The sequence below is a fragment of the Aeromonas sp. XH genome (genome assembly GCF_033348475.1).
In the GTDB taxonomy this organism is placed as follows: domain Bacteria; phylum Pseudomonadota; class Gammaproteobacteria; order Enterobacterales; family Aeromonadaceae; genus Aeromonas; species Aeromonas sanarellii.
In genome coordinates, this window is sequence record NZ_CP137630.1 from 1,763,320 (window position 1) to 1,781,403 (window position 18,084).

The window sequence follows — 18,084 nt, forward strand, 5'->3', positions numbered from 1 at the left end:
CTTCATCGCAGTCATCTAGCAGGAAACTTGGTCATGCAGCATCAAACCGACGACGTTCGTATCAGTGAAATCAAAGAGTTATTGCCCCCGGTTGCGGTGCTTGAGAAGTTTCCGGCGACCGAGACCGCATCAAATACCGTGTTTGAATCCCGTCAGGCCATCCACAACATCCTGGCCGGTGAGGATCGGCGCCTGCTGGTGGTGATCGGCCCCTGCTCCATCCACGATCCGGTTGCCGCCCTGGAGTACGGCAAGCGCCTCAAGGTGCTGCGCGACGAGCTGAAAGATCAGCTGGAGATAGTGATGCGGGTCTACTTCGAGAAGCCGCGCACTACTGTGGGCTGGAAGGGGCTCATCAACGACCCCTACCTCGACAACAGCTGCCAGATCAACGACGGCCTGCGCCTGGGGCGCAAGCTCTTGCTGGATCTCAACGACATGGGGCTGCCGACCGCCTCCGAATTCCTCGACATGATCACCCCGCAATACGTGGCGGATCTGATGAGCTGGGGGGCCATCGGCGCTCGCACCACCGAGTCCCAGGTGCACCGCGAGCTGGCCTCAGGTCTCTCCTGCCCGGTGGGCTTCAAGAACGGCACTGACGGCACCATCAAGGTGGCCATCGACGCCATCGGCGCCGCCAGCGCCCCGCACCACTTCCTGTCGGTGACCAAATACGGCCACTCCGCCATCGTCTCGACTCGGGGCAACCCGGATTGCCACATCATACTGCGCGGTGGCCGCGAGCCGAACTACAGTGCCGCCCACGTGGGCGAGGTGGTGAAGGGGCTGGAGAAGGCCGGTCTGCCGCAGAAGGTGATGATCGACTTCAGCCACGCCAACAGCAGCAAGCAGTTCAAGAACCAGATGCTGGTGGCCGAAGAGGTGGCCGGTCAGCTGCGTGCCGGCAGCAAGGCGGTGTTCGGTGTCATGGTGGAGAGCCACCTGGTGGAGGGTCGCCAGGATCTGGTGGAAGGGTGCGAGCTCACCTTCGGCCAGAGCATCACGGACGCCTGCATCGGCTGGGCCGATACCGAGGTGCTGCTGCGCAACCTGGCTGATGCCGTGGCTACCCGCAACGCCCTCTGAGCCGACGGGCAGGCCCTGCCCGCCCACGGCGATGAACAGACAATAAAAAAGCGCGACCTCGGGTCGCGCTTTTTGTTGGCTCTTGAAGAGGGGGCTTACTTGGCCCGCTCCTGATGGCCGCGCAGGCGGATGTTGATCATCTCCACCACCAGCGAGAAGGCCATGGCGAAGTAGATGTAACCCTTCGGAATGTGCAGATCCAGCCCCTCGGCCATCAGGGCGACCCCGACCAGGATGAGGAAGGCGAGGGCCAGCATCTTGATGGTGGGGTGAGTGTCGACGAAGTCGCCGATGGCCTTGGCGGCAAACATCATGACGCCCACGGCGATGACGATGGCCAGCACCATGACAGGCACGTGATCCGCCATGCCGACCGCGGTGATGACGGAGTCCAGGCTGAAGATGATGTCGAGGATGGCGATCTGCACCAGGGTCGACAGGAAGCCGGCGGTCTTGCTCACCACCCCCGCCTCTTCGGCGGCCCCTTCCAGGCTCTGGTGGATCTCGTGGGTACTCTTGGCGATGAGGAACAGGCCCCCCACCAGCAGGATCAGATCCCGACCGGAGATGGCTTCATTCAGCACGCTGAACAGCGGCTCGGTGAGGCGCATCACCCAGGCCAGGGAGAGCAGCAGCAGGATGCGGGTGCCCATGGCGAGCCCCAGCCCCAGGATCCGCGCCTTCTGGCGCTGCGCTTCCGGCAGGCGACCCACCAGGATGGAGATGAAGATGATGTTGTCGATGCCCAGCACGATCTCGAGCAGGGTCAGGGTGGCGAGCGCGACCCAGGCGGAGGGGTCAGCAATCCATTCCAGCATGATTGAACCTTGGTTGAACTTTGGTTGAGGGGTGAAGTCGCGCATTCTAGCAGGGGGTTATGGCTTGTCCCAGTGGCGGGAAAAGATAAAAATGGCGGCGATCCAACAGGAGGGAAACATGTTTCGATTAGGGCTCATCATCAACCCCATCGCCGGTATCGGCGGCGCCGTCGGTCTCAAGGGCAGCGACGGCATGGTGGCCGAGGCGCTGGCGCGGGGCGCCGTCCCCAAGGCCCGGGAGCGGGCCCGCCAGGCCCTGGCCCCTCTGTGCGAACTGACCACGCCATTCGAGCTGCTGACGGTGGCCGGGGAGATGGGGGCCGACCTCGCCGCCGAGCTGGGGCTGCCCCATCGCATCGTTTACCAGCCCGCCGGGGCCCAGACGAGCGCCGAGGATACCCGGGCCGCCGCCCTGGCCCTGCGCGAGGCCGGGGTGGATCTGCTGCTCTTCGCCGGCGGCGATGGCACCGCCAGGGACATCTGCGCCGCCGTGGGGGAGTCCTGCCACGTGCTCGGTATCCCGGCGGGGTGCAAGATCCACTCCGGGGTCTACGGGGTGACGCCGGCGGCGAGCGGCCGGGTGGTGGCCAGGATGATCGCCGGCGAGCTGCTGAGCCTGGTGGATGCCGAGGTGATGGACATCGACGAGGAGGCGTTTCGCGCGGGCAAGGTGCGTGCCCGCCACTACGGCCAGCTGCTGGTGCCCGGGGATCTGCGCTACGTGCAGGCGACCAAGCAGGGCGGAAAGGAGTCCGAGGAACTGGTGCTCGCCGATCTCGCCGCCGGCGTGGTGGAGCAGATGGAACCCGATACCCTCTACCTGATGGGGTCGGGGAGCACGGTGGCCGCCTGCATGGCGGAGCTGGGTCTCGAAAATACATTGCTCGGTGTGGATCTGGTGGAAAATGGCCGGCTTATCGGGCAGGATCTGTCCGCCGCGGATATCCTGACCCGGATCCGCGGCCGTCGCTGCCGTCTGATCATCACCCTGATCGGCGGTCAGGGACATCTGTTCGGGCGCGGAAATCAGCAATTGAGTCCAGACGTGATCCGGGCCGTCGGGCGAGACCATATCCAGGTGCTCGCGACCAAGACCAAGCTGGCGGCCCTCGATGGCCGTCCGCTGGTGGTGGATACCGATGACCCGGCACTGAACCGGTCGTTGAGTGGTTATCTGCGCATAACCACGGGATACAAGGATCAGGTCATCTACCCGGTGGCCAACCCGGAATAGGACATCAAGGATGCGGCTGGCCTGGCGCCAGAGAGCCGCGATCAACCGGATCGCGGTTCCACTCCCCCGAATTTTTGCCGGCAACCCCGGAAATGAGGCTGCGTTAAATGACGATTCACGATTTTGAACACAAGTTGTTGGGACTGATCGACGCCATGGTCGCCACGGCCAGCGAAGACGAGCTGTTTGCGGGCGGCTATCTGCGGGGTCATATCTCCCTCGCGGTGGCCCGTGCCGAGCTGGAGGGCAAGACGCTGGTGCGGGACGTCAAGAGCTATGTGCTGCGCAGCCTGAACGAGGCCATCCTGCAGGGGGAGCTCTCCGAGCAGGACGAGGTGCTGGTGCAGGAGATGTGGAAGCGTCTGCAACAGCAGGCGGAAGCTTGATCCCATTCGCAGTTCAAACACAAGTTTAAGTAATCTGCTTCCCTGAGTGTTATCAAAAGGTTAATAATGAGGCTCGCCTTTTGTTTCAGGGATTAAACCATGGCCTCCTCCGCACGCATTGCCAACAAACTGCCGCTCGAGATGCTCTATCACTGGGAGCGGCAGTGTCCCGACCGGATCTACCTTCGCCAGACCATCCACCGCGAGTACGTCGACTTCACCTGGGGTGAGGTCGCCGACGAGGCGCGGCGCATGGTGACGGCACTGCGTGCCCTGGGGCTGGCCCCGGGGGACAAGGTGGCCCTGCTCTCCAAGAACTGTGCCCAGTGGTTCATCGCCGATCTGGCGATGCAGATGGGGGGCTACGTGAGCGTGCCCATCTACCCCACCGCCAACGTCGACACCATCGAATACGTGCTGCGCCACAGCGAGGCCAGGGCCATCTTCGTCGGCAAGCTGGACGACTGGAAGAGCCAGGAGGCGGGGGTGCCCGGCGAGCTGCTGCGCATCGCCCTGCCGTACGACACCATGCCGGCGGCCCACCAGTGGGACGATCTGCTGGCGCAATACGACCCCATTCCGGATAGCCCGGTGCAGGCGCCGGATGCCCTGCTAAGCCTGGTCTACACCTCCGGCAGCACCGGCAAGCCCAAGGGGGCCATGCTGAGCGTGGAGCGTTACGCCTGGTCCTGCGAGAAGCTGGTGGAGGCGGTCTCCCTCACCGCGGAGGATCGCGGGTTCTCCTATCTGCCGCTCGCCCACATCACGGAGCGGGTCTACATCTACGGCGGCAGCCTGTTCAGCGGTGCCACCATCGCCTTCCCCGAGTCCCTCGACACCTTCATCGAGGACGTCAAGCGCTGCCGTCCCACCGTCTTCATCTCGGTGCCGCGGCTCTGGGCCATGTTCCGCATCAAGATCCACGAGAAGCTGCCCCAGAAGAAGCTCGATCTGCTGCTCAAGATCCCGTTCATTTCCGGCCTGGTGAAAGGCAAGCTGCAAAAGGGGCTGGGGCTGGATCAGGCGCGGGTGCTGGGCTGCGGCTCGGCGCCGGTGGCGCCGGCCCTGCTCGAGTGGTATCACAGCATCGGCCTCAATATCACCGAGGCCTGGGGCATGACAGAAAACCACGCCTACTCCACCCTCAACTACCCCTTCCGGGCGGACAAGATAGGCACCGTCGGCAAGGCGGGGCCCGGGGTGACCATCAGGATCTCCGAGGAAGGGGAGATCCTCTGTCGCTGCGACGGCATGATGGTGGGCTACTACAAGGATCCAGAGCACAGCCGCGAGGCCATCGACGAGGAAGGCTGGCTCCACACCGGAGATATGGGCAAGCTGGATCGGGAGGGCTACCTCACCATCACGGGTCGCATGAAGGACGTGTTCAAGACCGCCAAGGGCAAGTACGTGGCCCCGGTGCCCATCGAGGGGATGCTGGGGCAGGAGCCCATCATCGAGCAGCTGTGCGTCATCGGCTACGGCATGCCGCAGCCGGTCGCCCTGGTGCAGCTCGCCGAGAGCGCCATGAAGGCCGACAGGGCCGGGGTGGACGCCGAGCTGGAGGCCGCCCTCGATCGGGTCAACGACAAGCTGGAGTCCCATGCCCGCCTGCGCGGCATCCTGGTGGTCAAGACCCCCTGGAACATCGAGAACGGGGTGCTGACCCCCACCATGAAGATCCGCCGCCACCTGCTGGAGCAGAAGTACGCGGACATCGGCGAACGCTGGTCCGGCAGTCAGCGCATCCTGTGGGAGTCCTGACAGGGGAGAGAGAGCGGTATCTGGAAGACACATGCAAACAGGGGAGCCAATGGCTCCCCTGATTCGTTCCGGCGCGGGATCAGACCGCCAGGTACTCCAGCTGGACGGCGCCCAGGGCCTTGAGGGTGGACTGGGCCGAATCCCGCTGGCTGATCTGGCCATCCTTGCTCTCCAGCAGCACGGCGCGGCGGACGGTGGCGAGATCCTCGCCATTGAGCACCGCGTGGGCGCAGGCCATCTGCATCGGCGGCAGGCTGGGGTTGAAGGCGGCATTCTCGGCATAGCGGCCACAGAAGATGCGCCCGTCCTCGAACTGCAGCGCCACCGCGGCATAGCCCTGGCTGTAGGGGGCATAGCTCTGACGGGCGGCGGCCAGTGCGGCCTGCCACAGGGGATCGTCGCTCTCGAGCTTGAGCTCGTCGTGGGCCTGGGGGCTCATCAGGGCGTCGGTGATCTCGAGATCGGCGGGGCCGAAGGAGTGGGGCAGGAAGGATTGCAGCTCGCTGAGGTCGTCCGGCAGGGAGACCTTGAGGATCTTGGCGGTGCTCAGCTCGTTCATGAACTGGCGGCAGTGGCCGCAGGGGGTGTAGTTGACGGTGATCTCCGAGATCCCGGTCTCGCCGCCGAGCCAGGCGTTGGAGATGGCGGACTGCTCGGCGTGCACCGAGTGGAACAGCCCCTGGCCCGCGAACTCCATGTTGGCGCCAAAATACCAGGTACCGCTCAGGCCGCAGGCGATGGCACCGACAAAGAACCTGGAGATGGGCGCCACCGAGCAGGCGGCCGCCAGCGGCAGCAGGGCCAGGCGCAGGGCCCTGTCATCCAGCCCGGTGGCGGCTTTCAGGGTCGCCACCTGATCGGGGGTGAAACGGGCCTGGAAATCGTCCCCCAGCATGGGGCGCAGACTGGCCTGGAGCGGGGCGGAAAGGGTCTCGAATGGCTTGGCAAAGCGGGGATGCATACTGTGTCCTCAAAGGCCAATTGGGGGGCCATTGTAGGGAGCAAGCGCGGCGAAATGTGTGAGCGCGCTCACGCCTTGATGGGCAAAGGGGCGGCGATGGTAAAGGAAACGTTTGTCTTTCGCAATCTGTGCGCCAGCTCCCGGCATCAGGGGGTGAGGGTATCGTATGGAGATGGTGGATGGGCACAGAGGCCATGGCCGCAGGGGCGGCCATGGCAGCGGGGATCAGGTCAGCCAGTGGTAGAGGGCGAACAGCAGGGGGGCGATGGCCGCGGTCAGCACGCCGCACACCACCATGGCGAGCGACGAGAAGGCCCCCTGGGTGATCCCCTGCTCGGCGGAGGCGGCGGTGCCGATGGCGTGGGCACAGGCTCCCATGGCGAGCCCCTGGGCCTCGGGGTCGGTCACCCGCATCAGGCGGAGCAGGGGGTAGCCGATAAGGGCCCCCAGGATCCCCACCACCACCACCACGGCGGCGGCGATGGCGGGAATGCCGCCGAGGGACTGGCTGACGCTCATGGCGAGCGGGGTGGTGATGGACTTGGTGGCGATGGAGGCGAGCAGCGCCGGATCCGCCCCCATCAGGTGGCCAATCCCTAGCGTGGTGCAGACCGAGATGAGCACAGAGGTCAGGGTGCAGAGGAGGATGGGCTTGAGCTTGTCCCGGATCTGGCGCGCTTGCTGGTAGAGGGGCAGGGCCAGGGCCACCACGGCGGGCTCCAGCAGGGCGGTGAGGGGGGCGGCGCCGCCCTGATATTGCGTCAGCGGCAGATCGAGCCAGAGCAGCAGGCCGATGATGACGGCGGTGGGGATCAGCACCGGATTGATGACGGGCCAGGGCAGGCGGCGGTAGAGGGCCCGGGTCATGAAATAGAGCGCCAGGGTCAGGGGAATGGCCAACCAGAAGATCATGGCTGCATCCTTGTGATGACAGGGTGAGGTGACGTGAGCGGCAGGGCGAACCAGAGCATCATGATCGGTTCATCCTCTGATAGAGGTGGCCGACCGCGGCCAGGATCAGCACTATGCCGAGCACCACACAGAGCATGATGAGGCCAAACGACTGGCGCAGGGGCTCGAGCCAGGCCACGAGACCGACCGCCACCGGCACGAACAGGACGCCCATGTGGCGCAGCAGCAGGCCGCCCCCCAGCTCGACCCAGGAGAAGCGGATGAGCTGCAAGGAGAGCAGCACGAACAGCAGCAGCATGCCGAGGATGCTGCCGGGGAAGGCGAAGGGCAGCAGGGCGGCCAGGGCCTTGCCGGCGAGGAGGCAGGCGATGATGACCAGAAAATCACGAAGGTAGAGCAGGGTGCGTCGGAGCAGCACGGGGGCCTCATCTTGGCAACTGTGAGCGAGGTCGCAGTTTAACAGGCGCGGGGGGTATGGAACAGGGTCAACTGACCCGCAGGGGATACAATGGCCCCCGCATAGTCCCCATCCACAAGCAGGAGATCCCATGTCGTACCCCTCTCTTCTGGCCAGGCTGCGCCAGCTGCCCGCCGATCCCGCCCTGCCATCCCGGCTGTTGCAGACCCGCCAGTGGGAGGGCCCTCTGTGCCGGGTGAGGCTTGACAACACGGGCAGCACCGCGGAGTCGGTGCACCGGTGGCGGCTGTTCGAGGGGGATCTCGGCATCGATCCCGCCTCGGCCATCTACGGGGAGGGGTTCCAGATGCTGGCCCAGACCATGGGTAGCTGGCAGGCCCCCGAGCCGGTGGGGCGCTGCCCGGACGCCTCTGTCTACCGCATCACCGACGACGACGGCTATCACACCGTCCACAACCTGCTGCTGGTGGCGCAGGAAGGGGGCTGGCTGCTGCTGGCGTTCGCGAGCTGCCACCGCTTTGGCGGGGAGTTTCGCCTCTACCCGGACGGCCGCCTCGAAATAGTGATGAACACCGAGGGGCGCGCCTTGCCCGCCGGGCAGCACTGGCAGAGCGAGGCGCTGATCTGCCTGGAGGGGCCGGACAGGGAGGCCCTGCTCGCGGCGTTGGCGGACTATATCGAGGCCGAACACGGAACTCTCGTCTGCGGGGTCAAGGCGCGCCCGAGCGGCTGGTGCTCCTGGTATCACTACTATGCCCAGGTGAGCGCGGACGACATTCGCGAGAACCTGGGGACACGGGCCAGCCGCTTTCCCGAGCTGCGTTACGTGCAGATCGACGACGGCTATCAGGCTAGGATGGGGGACTGGCTCACCCCTTCCGCCAAGTTCGAGCAGGGGGTGGCCGCTCTGGCACAGGATATCCTCGCCGCCGGCTGCGAGCCCGCGCTCTGGGTCGCCCCTTTCATCGCCGAGCCCGGCTCCCGGGTGTTCCAGCAGCACCCGGAGTGGTTCGTGAAAGGGGAAGACGGCCTGCCGCTCCCCTCCGAGCGGGTCACCTACGGCGGCTGGCGCTGCACCCCCTGGTACGTGCTGGACGGCACCCATCCCGAGGTGCAGGCCCACCTGGAGCAGCTGTTCCACACCCTGCGCGAGCAGTGGGGCATCCACTACTTCAAGCTGGACGCGAACTTCTGGGGCGCCATCCACGGCGGCCGCTTCCACGACCCTGACGCCACCCGGGTGGAGGCCTATCGCCGTGGCATGGCCGCCATCCTGCGCGGCGCCGGGGAGGGGGCCTTCCTGCTCGGTTGCAATGCGCCGCTGTGGCCCAGTCTCGGCCTGGTGCACGGCATGCGGGTGAGCGACGACGTGGAGCGCCAGGGCCCCCGTTTTCGCCAGATAGCGCGGGAAGCCTTCTGCCGCGCCTGGCAGAACGACCGGCTCTGGGCGCTGGATCCCGACTGTGTCTGCCTGCGGAATATCCCGGGCCAGCACGCCAGCCGCGCGGAGTACGACTTCCACTTGGCCGCCCTGGTGGCGAGCGGCGGCATGGTGCTCGCGGGAGACAGGCTGCAGGATCTGGACGACGCGCAGGGAGCGCACCTTGGCAAGCTGCTGGCCCTGTGCGAGGGGCGTGCCCCGGCGGCCCGCTTCGACGACATGGGCTTTGCGCGCGGGCGGGTGGCGCTGCCCGGGGGCGGCGAGCTGCTCTGCCTGTTCAACTGGGGTGAACAAGCCACACGGGTCGCGCTGCCGCCGGGGGGAGTGGATTTCTGGGATGATGCTCCCCAGGCAGAGGGGCTGGTACTGCAGGGGGGCCAGGGGCGAGTGATCCGCTACGGCTGATCCCGGTCAATGGCCGGGACAGGCATGAAAAAGGCTCCCAAGGGAGCCTTTTTGCCGGAAGGGGCGCTGATCCCTAGAAGTGCCACTCCACGCCGATGGCGTAGTTGGCGGAGCCATAGCCCGGGATCTCGTTGCTGGAGGCGAGCGCCTTGACGGTCAGGCGGTTGCTGAGGGGAATGCCGAGCCCCATGCCGATGGCGATCTCGTCGCTCTGATCCCCCATCATGTCCACCCGCAGGGTGCGATAGAGGGAGAGATCCTGGCTCATCTGGGCATAGATCTGCGACGACTTGTTGTAGAGCTGGCCGAATACCTCCATCTGGAAGCCGTTCTGCGGCGTGATGGCGAGAGGGATGCCGGCGAAGCGGTAGAGATCCGAGTGGTTGAAGTAGCTGTTGGTGATCTGGGGCGTGAAGTCGGTCTGCTGGTAGAGGGTATTGAAGTTGCGCTCGATCAGCCGATAGGTCTGCTCCGGCAGGCGCAGCAGGTAGTCCGGCACTTCGAAACGCACGCCGGCCAGGGCGGCCGAGGGCAGCAAGGCACAGGCGACGAGTGTCAAAGCAGGCAGAGCTGAACGCATAAGACGAGAGATCCCCAACGGTCGAGAGCACGGCATCCATGCCGGTAGCGCATCGTAATTATCAAACTATCAGGAGCTTGGGCCCCGTGCTCATTATGTCTCGCCCGCGGGGTCGGCACAGGGATTTAACTGTGAATCTGCTCACATCTCACAGATCTTCCAGATAGCGGTAGAGACTCTTTAGAATCGCAAAGTTCCGTTCGTTCCCCTGATTCTGTTCGGCCAGGGCTTCCAGGCGGGGCACATAGTCCGGCAGGCGGCGGCTGAAGTAGTCGCTGCAGTGCAGGCGCCAGCGCTTCTGCTCCGCCTCGCTGAGGGTGTGGGGCCAGTTGCGGGCGCGGTAGCGGAAAAGCATTTCCGGCAGCCGTGGATCCGTGAAGGCAAACTCCCGCTCCCCCAGCAGATCCGCCGGGGTGGCGCGCACCAGATCCATGGTGGATTTGTCGCCGTGGCCGAAGAAGCCGGCGTAGAGCTGGGTATCGGGATCCGCATCGCTCTGGCCTGCAAACTCCTGGTTGAACACCTCCACCAGTTTTTCCCGCACCTCGGGGTGGGCGCGCAGCAGATCCAGGCTCTTGCGGCACTGTTCCCGATCGATGCCCAGCTCGTCGGCGCGCTCCGCCGTCAGGGTGGCGGCCGGGGCCAGCACCGGGCACTTGTTGATGTGTACCAGTTTCACCGGAATGGCCGCCAGCTCCCCCAAGTCCTCTTTCCTGGTGTAGAGGCGTTCCCTGATCTCCTCGCTGGTGAGCTCGATGAGGGGGGTGGGGTCGCGGGTCAGATCCACCATGATCACCGCGTTCTGGTTGCTCGGGTGCCAGGCGAGCGGCGACACCCAGCTCGCGCACCCCTGCCAGGGGGAGAACATGCCGGAGACGTGCACCAGGGGCTTCATGGTCACCACGTCGATGAGGGCCTTCACCTTGTTCTTGTTGCGCAGCTCAAAGAGATAGCCGAACAGCTTGGGCTGGGCCTTCTTCACCAGTTTGGCCATCTCTATGGTGGCCAGCACGTCGGAGAGCGCATCGTGGGCGTTGGCGTGGGTCACGCCGTTGGCCACCGTCAGTTTTTCCAGTCGGAAGCTCGGCTTGCCCTCCTCGTCAAAGGCCCACTCTATCCCTTCGGGGCGCAGGGCGTAGCAGGCCCGCAGCATGTCGAGGATGTCCCAGCGGGAGTTGCCGTTCTGCCAGGCGTAGGCATAGGGGTCGTAGAAGTTGCGATACAGGGTGTAGCGGGTCACCTCGTCATCGAAGCGGATGCTGTTGTAGCCCAGCACGCAGGTGCCCGGGGTGGCGAACTCCCCGTGGATCTGGCGGATGAAGTCCGCCTCGCACAATCCGTCCTTCATCGCCTTTTGCGGCGTGATGCCGGTGATGAGGCAGGCTTCGGGGTCTGGCAGATAATCCGAGGGCGGCTTGCAATAGATGACCAGGGGCTCCCCGATGACGTTGAAATCGGCGTCGGTACGAATGCCCGCGAACTGCGCCGGCCTGTCTTTGGCCGGGCTGATGCCGAAGGTTTCGTAGTCATGAAAGAAAAATGTGGGCCCGCTGGCCGGGTGCGCTGTGTTGCTCATGTTGGTCGAGATGGGGTATCCGATGACGGCGGCGTCAGGCGCCGGGGTGGGGGTGCCAGGCACCACAATGGTCAGCATGGTAAACCATAGCGCAGGCGGAGCGAAGCACGGTGCGTCTGCCTGGCGCTTTAATGGGCAACGGGGAGGTTATCTGGCGATAGCCCCCAGGCTCTGTGCTACCCGATGAGCGATGGCTTGAACGGCCCTGGATCAGGGCAGGGGGAAGAGAGGGGTCAGGCTGCCCAGATCCAGCAGGGTGAAGTAGCCGCCCTCGTCGGGGTACCAGCCGCCGGTGTCGATGTAGTACACATTGCCAAGGCGTGCCGGGACGCTCACCGGGGTGTGGCCCACCACCAGGGCGACGAGATCCGCGACGCCGCTCTCGTCCAGCCGCTCGATGCGGCGCCTTGACCAGAGGCAGACGTTCTTGATGGCCCGAAGCCTCCCGCCGCTTACCCCGGCATCGAGTTGGTCCAGCAGGCCCTGCCAGGAGGAGAAGGGGCAATCGGCGTGGAGCAGCCCGACGGGCCCGGCCGGGGTTGCCACCTCGATGGCGATCGGCAGGGCACGATAGTGGATGGCGAACTGCGCCTGTTCGGCCGGGGTCAGGCGCTGAAACCAGGCGCCGCCGTTCTGGAGCCAGTTCTCCCGATCGCAGCTCTCGTAGCGGCAGACGTAGTCGTCGTGATTGCCGCAGACGGGGTGAAACCAGGGGCTTGCCAGCCAGTGGAGGACCTCGCCGCACTCGGGCCCGCGATCGGTCAGGTCCCCCACGGAGAAGAGGCGATCCCGGGCAGGATTGAATCCCACCTCCTGGAGCGCCAGCCGCAGCAGCGCGAAATGGCCGTGGATGTCGCCGACGGCGAAATCGCGCCCCTGCGGATTGGGCGCGAAGCGCCTGATGAGGGGCGAGGGTGTCATGGCTTGCCTCCTTGCCTGAGTCGGTGCGCAGTCACGCTGGGTGTGCTATGCCCGGGCATGACCCATACAGGTGCAGCATGGCACGCTTGGTCGCGACCTTGAAGAGGCAAATGCATCGCCCGTGGCGGCGCATCTCAGGGATAAAAAATGCCAGTCGATGTCGACTGGCATGGTGTGATGGCGGTCCGGCGTCGGGATCAGAGCAGATCTTCGAGCTGGTACTTCTTGAGCAGGGTGTTGAAGGTGCCGTCGGCCTTGACGCTCTCGATGGCGGCATCGAAGCGGGCCTTGAGCTTGTCATCGTGCTTGCGAAGGGCCACCGCCACCCCTTCCCCGAGGATCTTGTCCTGGGTGCCGTTGAACTGGGGACCGACGAAGGCGAACTGCTTGCCCATCTCCTTGTCGAGGAAGCCCACCTTCAACTGCACCATGTTGCCGAAGGTGTAGTCGGCGCGGCCGGACTGCAGATCCAGCATGGGGGACTGGGCGTTGACGTAGCGCTTGATCTTGGCCACCTCGCCATAGCGGGCGGTGACGAAGTTGTCCTGGGGCGTTCCCTCCTGCACGGCGATCACCTTGCCCTTGAAGTGGGCCGGATCGTCTGCAAAGTCGGCGGCCTTGTCGCTGCGCCCGACGAAGCGGTTCTGCATCATGTAGTAGACCTGGCTGAAGTCCACCTTCTGGCGCCGCTCGTCCGTGATGTTCATGGAGGACATGATGGCGTCGTACTTGCGCACCTGCAGTCCCGGCAGCAGGGCATCCCAGGGCTGGTTGATCACCTCGCACTCGGTCTTCATGGCCGCGCACAGGGCATAGGCCAGATCGACCTCGAAGCCGCCGAGCTTGCCGCTGCTGTCGACCATTTCGAACGGAGGGTAGGTGGCGTCGGTGGCGATCACCAGGGGTTTGGCGGCGGCCTGGCCGGCGGTGGCCAGGGCCATCAGCATCATCAGTGTGTTGAGTTTCATGGTCAGTCCCTTGAGTTGAGGCGTCATGCCGTGAGTCGTGAATGGTGTCAGCGTGCGGGGCCGACGGCTATCTTGCGATGGGTGAGGGCCGGCAACTGGCTGCGCACCGTGCGCTGGGCAGCCAGATCCAGGGTGGCGATGGCAAGGCCCTGACCCTCCTCTACCTGGGCCAGTATCCGGCCCCAGGGATCGATGATCATGCTGTGGCCGAAGGTGCGCCGCCCACCGGGGTGGTGCCCCCCCTGGGCGCTGGCGAACACGAAGGCCAGGTTCTCCACCGCCCGGGCCCGCAGCAGCAGCGCCCAGTGCGCGAGCCCAGTGGTGTGGGTGAAGGCCGCGGGCAGGGCGATGAAATCGGGGGCAGGATCGAGTCGAAACAGCTCCGGGAAGCGCAGGTCGTAGCAGATCCCGACGCGCAGCACGCCCCAGGGCAGGGGATGGCTCACCACCTCCCGGCCCGGGGTCATGGTCGCGGCCTCGTCATACTGCTCCTGCCCGGTGCAAAAGCCAAACAGGTGCAGCTTGTCGTAGCGGCTTGCGAGCTGCCCTTGCGGGTCGATGAGCAGGCTGCTGTTGTGCATCTTGCCGGGCTCGTCGCTTGCGAGCGGCAATGTGCCCGCCAGCAGCCAGATCCCGAGCTCCCGGGCCAGCCCCTGGGCCCAGGCCAGCAGGGGGTGATCGCCGACGGGGGCGGCCAGGACCACCCGCGCCCGCTCATTTTCCGGCATCAGGTAGAAGTATTCGGGCAGCAGGGCCAGCTCGGCCCCCTCGGCCGCCGCCTGGCGCAGCAGCGCCTCGGCCTGGGCCAGGTTGTGGTCAAGGTCATCCCCGGAGACCATCTGGAGGACGGCAACGCGCAGTGAATCCATGGTGCCCCCTAGACGCCGCACAGGCGCTCGGCGCCCGCCAGCAGGGTGTCGTCATCCTTGGAGAAGGAGAGGCGGATGACCCGCTGATCCGTGCCGTCGTGATAGAAGGCGGAGACCGGAATGGTGGCGACCCCGTGATCGCGGATCAGCCGCTGCACGAAGAGGCTGTCCGGCTCGTCGCTTACCCGCTCGTAGCTCGCCAGCATGAAGAAGCTGCCCGCCGAGGGGAGCAGGGTCAGGCGCGACTCTGCCAGGGCCGAGACCAGCAGGTCGCGTTTGCGCTGGTAGAAGGCGGCCAGCCCCTGGTAGTGGGCCGGTTGCTGCAACAGGTGGGCGAAGCCGTACTGCATGGGGGTGTCGGCGGCGAACATGGCGAACTGGTGCACCTTGCGGATCTCCTCCATCAGGGGACGGGGGGCCACGCAGTAGCCTACCCGCCAGCCGGTGACGTGGAAGGTCTTGCCGAAGGAGAAGACGGCGACGGAGCGCTCCACCAGCTCCGGATAGCGGATGACGCTCTGGTGCAGGGCGCCGTCGAACACCACGTGCTCGTACACCTCGTCCGAGAGGATCAGGATGTCGGTGCCGCGCACCAGGCGGGCGAGGCGCTCCTGATCCCCTGCCTGCCAGACGGTGCCGGTGGGGTTGTGGGGGGTGTTGAGCACTATCATGCGGGTGCGGGGGGTGATGCGGGCGGCCACCTCGTCCCAGGGAATGGCGAAATCCGGCGCCTTGAGGGCGATCACCACAGGGGTGGCCCCCTGCAACTGGATCATGGGGCGGTAGCTGTCAAACGCCGGCTCGAACATGATCACCTCGTCGCCGGGGTGAACCAGGGCGGTGATGGCGCAGAACAGGGCCTCGCTGGCGCTGGCGGTGATGGTGATCTCCTCGCCCGCGTCATAGTGATGGCCGTAGCTGGCTGCAATCTTGGCTACCAGTTGTTCGCGCAGGGCAGGCAGCCCCGTCATGGGGGCGTACTGGTTTTCACCGGCCAGCATGGCCTCGTGGGTCACCCGGATGAGCTCGGGATCGCAGGGGAAGCTCGGTGCCCCCTGGGAGAGGTTGATGCTGGGGTGGCGGGCGGCCAGATCCCCGATCACGGTGAAGATGGTGGTGCCCACCTGGGGCAGTTTGCTGGAAACCTGGGGGATGGACATGGCGCCGTCACCTGCGTGTGTGAAAGAGGTCCCTTTTTAGCCCCCCCAAGGCTTGCCGGACAACGGATTATTCGGCATGGTATGCATGAGTTTTTCTCAAGCATGGAGGCTTGTATGTTGTCCACCCAGCCGCGCACTCAGCTGCCCCTCTATGGCCTGCAGGTCTTCGAGTGTTCTGCCCGCCACCTGAGTTTCACCCTGGCCGCCGACGAGCTGTGCGTGAGCCAGGGGGCGGTGAGCAAGCAGATCGCCCAGCTGGAGGCACGCCTGGGCCACCTGCTGTTCGTGCGCGGTACCCGTTGCCTCACCTTGACCCCGGCCGCCGAGCGGCTGCTGCCCTTCGTTCGCGAAGGGCTGGCCCGCATGGGGGAGGGGCTCAGCGCCCTGCAGACCCTGCCCCACGAGCAGGCGATCAGCATCAAGGTGCCCTCCTGCGCCAGCCGCTGGTTGCTGCGGCGGTTGCAGGCGTTCGAGGGGGAGGCGGTGGAGGTGCGTGGCAGCCACAGCCATGGCATCGACTTCTCCCGGGAGCCCTTCGATCTCGCCATCGTCTACCAGCCCTGCCTGGGGCGCTATCCCCACAGCCAGCCCCTGTTCCGGGAACGGCTGACCCCGGTCTGCGCCCCCGCCTTTGCCGCCAAGCACCGTCTGTTCGAGCGCGATCTGAACGAGCTGCCCCTGCTGCCCCTGATCCATGCCAGCGCCGATCGGCGGGACTGGCGCAACTGGTTTGCCGCCTTCCTCGACATTCCCTGGCAGCCCCAGGGGGGGCAGCTGTTCGATACCCTGGACTTGGCGATGAACGCCGCGCTGCAGGGGTTCGGCCTCTCCCTCGGGGATCCCACAATCGTGGCCGAGGAGCTGGAGAGTGGCGCCCTGGTCGCCCCCTTTGCCCCCGTGCTGGAGACGGATCACGAATACACCCTGCTCGCCCGGCCCGACAGCCAGCGCCACGGGGTGCAGCGAGTCTGTCACTGGCTGCTGGAGGGGGATGGTCATCCCTGAGGGGGCGTGAAATGAAACAGCCCCGCGGGCGGGGCTGTTGTCATTGTGATGGCCGCTGGCCGATTAAGGGGTCACTGGCAGATCTTGTAGTAGACCTCGTTCCAGCGCAGTTGCTCCTTGAGCGCGGGGATGCGGGTGTACTCGTCGATGACCACAAACTCGATACCCATGATGTCGGCGAAGGTGCGCAGCTGCTCGATGTCCACCGCCTGGGTGAACACCGAGTGGTGGGCGGCGCCCGCCAGGATCCAGGCCTCGGCACTGGTCTGCAGGTCCGGCAGGGGTTTCCACAGGGCGCTGGCCACCGGGAGTTTCGGCATGGCCTCTGGCAGGTCCACCACTTCCAGCTGATTGACCACCAGGCGGAAACGGTTGCCGAGATCGATGAGGCTGGCGTTGACCGCCTTGCCCGCCGGGGCGGCGAACAGCAGGCGGGCCGGATCGGCCTTCTTGCCTATGCCTAAGTGCTGGGCGTCCAGCACGGGTTTGCCTGCGGCGATGGAGGGGCAGACTTCCAGCATGTGGGCCCCCAGCACCAGGTTGTTGCCCGCCTCCAGATGGTAGGTGTAGTCCTCCATGAAGGAGGCGCCCCCCGGCAGGCCTGCGCCCATCACTTTCAGGGTGCGCAGCAGGGCCGCGGTCTTCCAGTCCCCTTCCGCCCCGAAGCCGAAGCCTTGCTGCATCAGGCGCTGGCAGGCGAGGCCCGGCAGCTGGTGCAGGCCATACAGATCCTCGAAGGTGGTGGTAAAGGCGCCAAAACCACCGTCGGTGAGGAACTTCTTCATCCCCAGCTCCTGGCGCGCCGCCTCATACAGGGAGGCACGAAGCTCCCCGCCAGCCTGCACCGCCTCGGTCAGGGTATAGGTTTCTTCGTATTCGGCCAGCAGCGCCTCGATGTCGCTTGCGGGCACGGCGTCGATCACCTTGACTAGGTCGCCGACCGGGTGGTAGTTCACCTGATAGCCGAACTGGATCTGGGCCTCAATCTTGTCGCCCTCGGTGACCGCCACGTTGCGCATGTTGTCGCCGAAGCGGGCGATCTTGAGGTTACGGCTGTCGTGGATGGCGGCGGCGACCCGCATCCAGTTGCCTATCTTCTGTCTGGCCTCCTCATCCTGCCAGTGGCCGACCACTACGGTGCGCGGCAGCCGCAGCCGGGCCCCCATGAAGCCGAACTCGCGCCCGCCGTGGGCGGTCTGGTTCAGGTTCATGAAGTCCATGTCGATCTCGCTCCACGGCAGATCCCGGTTGAACTGGGTGTGGAACTGCAACAGGGGTTTTTGCAACTGGCTGAGGGCCGGGATCCACATCTTGGCGGGGGAGAAGGTGTGCATCCACACCATGAGCCCGGCGCAGCGCTCGTCGTGGTTGGCATCCCGGGCCACCGCGCTGATTTCATCCAGGGTGGTACCGGTGGGTTTGAGCACTATCTTGAGGGGCAGGTTCGCCCCCTCGTTGAGCTGGCTGGCGATGGTGTGGGCGTGATCAGCCACCTGCTTCAATGTGGCGGCGCCATACAGGTGCTGGCTGCCGACCAGGAACCACACTTCCAGCTGTTTCATCAATTCCATGAGTTT

General features: G+C 65.5%; 17 protein-coding genes. 6 read left to right on the plus strand and 11 right to left on the minus strand.

Annotated features, from left to right (window positions below; all coding sequences use genetic code 11):
* Positions 1-33 precede the first annotated feature (33 nt).
* On the plus strand, positions 34-1,089 hold the full coding sequence (aroG, locus tag R2B70_RS08260; protein WP_318163119.1) for a 3-deoxy-7-phosphoheptulonate synthase AroG: 1,056 nt from the start codon (positions 34-36) through the stop codon (positions 1,087-1,089).
* 95 nt (positions 1,090-1,184) lie between these two features.
* Here aroG and R2B70_RS08265 read toward each other — a convergent pair whose 3' ends face one another.
* Positions 1,185-1,907, minus strand: a complete 723-nt coding sequence (locus R2B70_RS08265; RefSeq protein ID WP_408853338.1) for a TerC family protein — start codon at positions 1,905-1,907, stop codon at positions 1,185-1,187.
* 118 nt (positions 1,908-2,025) lie between these two features.
* On the opposite strand from R2B70_RS08265, the gene R2B70_RS08270 reads away from it, so the two are divergent.
* The 3 genes from R2B70_RS08270 (at position 2,026) to R2B70_RS08280 (ending at position 5,291) form a co-directional block, all read left to right on the plus strand.
* Entirely contained in the window at positions 2,026-3,141 is a 1,116-nt protein-coding gene (locus tag R2B70_RS08270) for an ATP-NAD kinase family protein (protein ID WP_318163120.1), read from the plus strand.
* A 107-nt stretch (positions 3,142-3,248) separates the two neighbouring features.
* Positions 3,249-3,527, plus strand: coding sequence for a YfcL family protein (locus tag R2B70_RS08275; RefSeq protein WP_005332956.1), 279 nt, complete (start codon positions 3,249-3,251; stop codon positions 3,525-3,527).
* Between the two features lie 99 nt (positions 3,528-3,626).
* A complete protein-coding gene (locus tag R2B70_RS08280) occupies positions 3,627-5,291 on the plus strand; it encodes an AMP-binding protein (protein WP_318163121.1) in 1,665 nt (554 codons plus the stop codon).
* 79 nt (positions 5,292-5,370) lie between these two features.
* Here R2B70_RS08280 and cdd read toward each other — a convergent pair whose 3' ends face one another.
* The 3 genes from cdd to R2B70_RS08295 all read right to left on the minus strand — a co-directional run bounded on the left by cdd (position 5,371) and on the right by R2B70_RS08295 (position 7,582).
* A complete protein-coding gene (gene cdd, locus R2B70_RS08285) occupies positions 5,371-6,252 on the minus strand; it encodes a cytidine deaminase (RefSeq protein ID WP_318163122.1) in 882 nt (293 codons plus the stop codon).
* 225 nt (positions 6,253-6,477) lie between these two features.
* Positions 6,478-7,164 carry an LrgB family protein gene (locus tag R2B70_RS08290; RefSeq protein WP_209791954.1) on the minus strand — a complete coding sequence of 229 codons (687 nt, stop codon included), beginning with the start codon at positions 7,162-7,164 and terminating at the stop codon, positions 6,478-6,480.
* 58 nt (positions 7,165-7,222) lie between these two features.
* Complete coding sequence (locus R2B70_RS08295) at positions 7,223-7,582, minus strand: CidA/LrgA family protein (protein WP_042075385.1); 360 nt, start codon at positions 7,580-7,582, stop codon at positions 7,223-7,225.
* Between the two features lie 130 nt (positions 7,583-7,712).
* On the opposite strand from R2B70_RS08295, the gene R2B70_RS08300 reads away from it, so the two are divergent.
* Complete coding sequence (locus R2B70_RS08300) at positions 7,713-9,428, plus strand: glycoside hydrolase family 36 protein (RefSeq protein ID WP_318163123.1); 1,716 nt, start codon at positions 7,713-7,715, stop codon at positions 9,426-9,428.
* Positions 9,429-9,501: 73 nt separating this feature from the next.
* On the opposite strand, the gene R2B70_RS08305 is transcribed toward R2B70_RS08300, so the two are convergent.
* The 6 genes from R2B70_RS08305 to R2B70_RS08330 form a co-directional block, all read right to left on the minus strand.
* The gene (locus R2B70_RS08305) at positions 9,502-10,008 is read right to left on the minus strand and encodes a hypothetical protein (protein WP_042075388.1); all 507 of its coding nucleotides are present in this window, start codon (positions 10,006-10,008) and stop codon (positions 9,502-9,504) included.
* Positions 10,009-10,156: 148 nt separating this feature from the next.
* Entirely contained in the window at positions 10,157-11,584 is a 1,428-nt protein-coding gene (sbcB, locus tag R2B70_RS08310) for an exodeoxyribonuclease I (RefSeq protein WP_318163332.1), read from the minus strand.
* Between the two features lie 210 nt (positions 11,585-11,794).
* Positions 11,795-12,505 carry a metallophosphoesterase gene (locus tag R2B70_RS08315; protein WP_318163124.1) on the minus strand — a complete coding sequence of 237 codons (711 nt, stop codon included), beginning with the start codon at positions 12,503-12,505 and terminating at the stop codon, positions 11,795-11,797.
* A gap of 197 nt (positions 12,506-12,702) precedes the next feature.
* Positions 12,703-13,473, minus strand: a complete 771-nt coding sequence (locus R2B70_RS08320; protein WP_010674468.1) for an ABC transporter substrate-binding protein — start codon at positions 13,471-13,473, stop codon at positions 12,703-12,705.
* 47 nt (positions 13,474-13,520) lie between these two features.
* Positions 13,521-14,342 carry a carbon-nitrogen hydrolase family protein gene (locus tag R2B70_RS08325; protein WP_318163125.1) on the minus strand — a complete coding sequence of 274 codons (822 nt, stop codon included), beginning with the start codon at positions 14,340-14,342 and terminating at the stop codon, positions 13,521-13,523.
* An 8-nt stretch (positions 14,343-14,350) separates the two neighbouring features.
* A complete protein-coding gene (locus tag R2B70_RS08330) occupies positions 14,351-15,502 on the minus strand; it encodes a methionine aminotransferase (RefSeq protein WP_042075393.1) in 1,152 nt (383 codons plus the stop codon).
* A gap of 114 nt (positions 15,503-15,616) precedes the next feature.
* Between R2B70_RS08330 and R2B70_RS08335 the strand changes: the two genes are divergently transcribed.
* A complete protein-coding gene (locus tag R2B70_RS08335; RefSeq protein WP_318163126.1) occupies positions 15,617-16,507 on the plus strand; it encodes a LysR family transcriptional regulator in 891 nt (296 codons plus the stop codon).
* A 71-nt stretch (positions 16,508-16,578) separates the two neighbouring features.
* Here the strand turns inward: R2B70_RS08335 and araA are convergent, their stop codons facing one another.
* Entirely contained in the window at positions 16,579-18,078 is a 1,500-nt protein-coding gene (araA, locus tag R2B70_RS08340) for an L-arabinose isomerase (RefSeq protein WP_318163127.1), read from the minus strand.
* Positions 18,079-18,084: the final 6 nt, after the last annotated feature.